1 protein-coding gene and 1 pseudogene are annotated in these 2,214 nt (G+C 44.4%); both read right to left on the bottom strand.

Annotated elements, in window-relative coordinates:
• A pseudogene (locus tag IE199_RS21780) lies at positions 1-1,497 on the bottom strand (Tn3-like element ISShfr9 family transposase); the annotation flags it as partial.
• Between the two features lie 113 nt (positions 1,498-1,610).
• A partial coding sequence (locus IE199_RS21785) for a Tn3 family transposase (RefSeq protein ID WP_229854916.1) occupies positions 1,611-2,214 on the bottom strand: 604 nt, incomplete at its 5' end.

Here is a 2,214-nt window from a genome sequence, read left to right on the forward strand (position 1 = left end):
CTGCGATGTCTGGGGGATCAGGTCGTCTTCCAGTGCGCGGTATTTGGTAACATTTGGCAAATAAATGCGTCCATTCAGTCGTGAGGTTAACTGCCGGTAGAGCAGCCATTCGTAACGTTGCGGGTTAACGTTATCCTGTTTAACCAACCATGGGAGGTGCTTTTTCGGGATGAGCGACGTATCCATCGTCTTCAGTGGTCCACCGAATGCGATTTCCGTCTGCATCTGTTGAAGTTGGGCGACGACGGCTTCTGAGCCTTTACCGGCCTCACATTCAAGGCACAAGAACACCTGCCTTAACAGTTGCTCCAGGAGATTGCATTGTTCATCGTAATGTTGCCACTGGTACTCTTCCACGGTCCGTTTCTGTTTTTTCAGGTAAAGGCAGAGGGTCTGGATATCCCTGTCATTCATGACCTTCAATGCCTGTTGTCTGACTACTGAGAAGGGTTGATTATCATCAATGTTCTCATCCACAAACAGATGCAGTAACTCTGCCGCTTTCGTGACATTGTCCGCGGCTGACTGCCAGGACAGGAACACTGCTTGTTGTGCAAAGGTGTTGGCAGCTTCTTGTTGCTTGCGGATATGGTAAATGAACCCATCAGTTAACCGTTCCAGTGCCAGTTGTATCCGCTCTGTCAGGTGACATAGCAACCATAGATGCTGCTGTGCGCGTTTGAATCGTTTGAGTTTACTACCGTAATAGTTGATGAGCTCACCGAAGTGTTGTCGATTTTTAAGAGACAGATTAAGCCCATCGATAACGCCATTGATTTGCGTGCGCCATGGCGCTAACTGATGATAAAGGGCAAGCTCTTTTTTAAGTTCAGGTACGGTCAGACTTTTTGCACCGCCTCTGAGCTGGTTCAGGCTTAGTCCGTCATCAATGGCTGTTATGCTGTCCAGAAAGACGTGAAGTTCAGGACTGGTGAGTTGATTAAGTTGGTGCGCCAGGTCTTTTCTGACCTGCTGCATCGCTCTGCTTATCAGTCTCTGGAGTACGGTGTACCTAGGGATAGCAATGCTGTGACTGGTTAGGAATTCAATAGCAGTATCAAAGAGGTAACGCGGCTCCAGCCAGGCATTGCCCACCTGAACAAGGTGGTCGAAAAGAGAATTGAAGTGCTGACTTTCGTCCCATTTGTGATAACCAGCAAGGTCTAATACTTTTGCGTAGAGTCGATCTTTTTGTTTTTGTGAGGGAGTGAATGGTCTGAGCCCCTTGCCGCCAAGCAGCTCTTTACTGATGAACATTAAATCCTTAGAAACCTGCGAGTAAGCGATATCTAGGATGACGGGCTTTGATTTGAAGTATCCCAAAATCGCGACAAAGTAACATCTATGAGCTCTGAGACGAATTGACCGAAAAACTGCCAATTCCGCATCGTTCAGAGAAAAGTACAGACGTTGTTCTTCGATTGAAAAAATGGGTGGGGAATAAAGATCTGCCTGTTCTGCTCTCGTGAGAATAGTAATTTCGTTTTTGATGGCCATATCAGGGCTGTTCCGTATTAAATGTACGATATTTACCTAATTTGCCACACTTATAAGTAGTAACCCACCTCCGCAGCCATTTATTGGTGTGGTCTACAGAGGATTAAGTCTTTTTAGAGGGGAAAATCCCTAGAACCCCATTGTGATACTTGGTAATCATTCCCCCCACGAAATTTATTGCCATTAACTGAAGTAATAGCACGTTTTAACTGATGGTATGCTTCACCTCTGTTCAAGGCTTGCTGGACGTAATGACGCAACGTTGAATTATCAACATACTCCAAAACATAAATAGATTTAATTAAACGGTCGTACTCATGCAATGCTGACAATCTTCGGCTCTTGCCGTTACTCAACTTTCTAATGATTGTGCTTTGAGTGGTGGTTTTACGACTCAATGAACAAACAATATGCTGAATATTGTCCCATTCTTCAGCAATTAGCTTATGATTAATATCTTTCTTTAATTGAATACGGCCTCCGTTCTCTTCAGTCACTTCAAATAGCTCAAAAAACACCTTTTTCATTTTCGCGTATCGAGGGGCGAATGTGTAACCAAAGAAATCTAATATAGCGAAGTTAACATTATTGGTACCATGCGTATCGGTCGATAAGGTATTAGGCTGTATATCTGAAGAGTTGTTATAGAGTAAGTCAAAAGCAAAGTGACCTTCATATTCGTTAGCGCCAATGACTTGCGTACTCACCGGAACATGA

The organism is Thalassotalea marina, from assembly GCF_014656435.1.
GTDB classification, from domain to species: Bacteria; Pseudomonadota; Gammaproteobacteria; order Enterobacterales; family Alteromonadaceae; genus Thalassotalea_C; species Thalassotalea_C marina.